The organism is Photobacterium sp. GB-72 (assembly GCF_003026095.1).
In the GTDB taxonomy this organism is placed as follows: Bacteria; Pseudomonadota; Gammaproteobacteria; order Enterobacterales; family Vibrionaceae; genus Photobacterium.
Window position 1 is genome coordinate 1 of sequence record NZ_PYNV01000056.1, and the last position, 626, is coordinate 626.

General features: G+C 43.8%; 1 protein-coding gene. It reads right to left on the reverse strand.

The genetic code is table 11. The features are described from left to right. On the reverse strand, window positions 1–326 hold a 326-nt coding region (locus C9J40_RS21870; protein ID WP_199188150.1), incomplete at its 3' end, for a reverse transcriptase N-terminal domain-containing protein. Between the last annotated feature and the right edge of the window lie 300 nt (window positions 327–626).

The window sequence follows — 626 nt, forward strand, 5'->3', positions numbered from 1 at the left end:
CGTTTGAGTGGTTTCGCTTTATAAGTCTTGCGACTAAGCTGATTGACTGCTTTCATACGGCGTGCATCTGTGTTCCAGATGACACCATCTATTCCAGGCGTTTTACTGCCTTTGTTTTGAGATACACGCTTAACCGCAAGAAGCTTAGCTGAGCGAGAATGAGTTAAGAGCCACTGTAAGGAGTTCACCTTACCGTATTTCTTTTCTCTAGTTGCTTTTGCGATACGCATTTGAAGCTTTAATACGTGTGCTTCAACGGATTTCCAGTCTATTGACTGCCATTGAGCACCGTCAGAAGATGCACTAATCTCTTTCGAGATCATCATTTGCTTTTCTCCTTAAATAAAGTTCTTCAAACTATCTCGCAAAGGGAGACCAGTCGGAAGTGGGCTCACTTTCGTGATCAAACATGAGTCTGTATCTACATCATTACAATGTAGCTTTCGCTTTTTCCGACCTCCTATACCTGCATCACTATCGGCCACTAAGGCTTTCCCAAAGGGAATGATACAGGCTTACCCTGTTCCGTATGTCACGTAAAATGTCAGCTTAGATGCCCACTATAGTGCGGAGAGTACTGCGATCACGAAAGAATACTGTCCAACTTCTTTCCGACTCTCATTGCC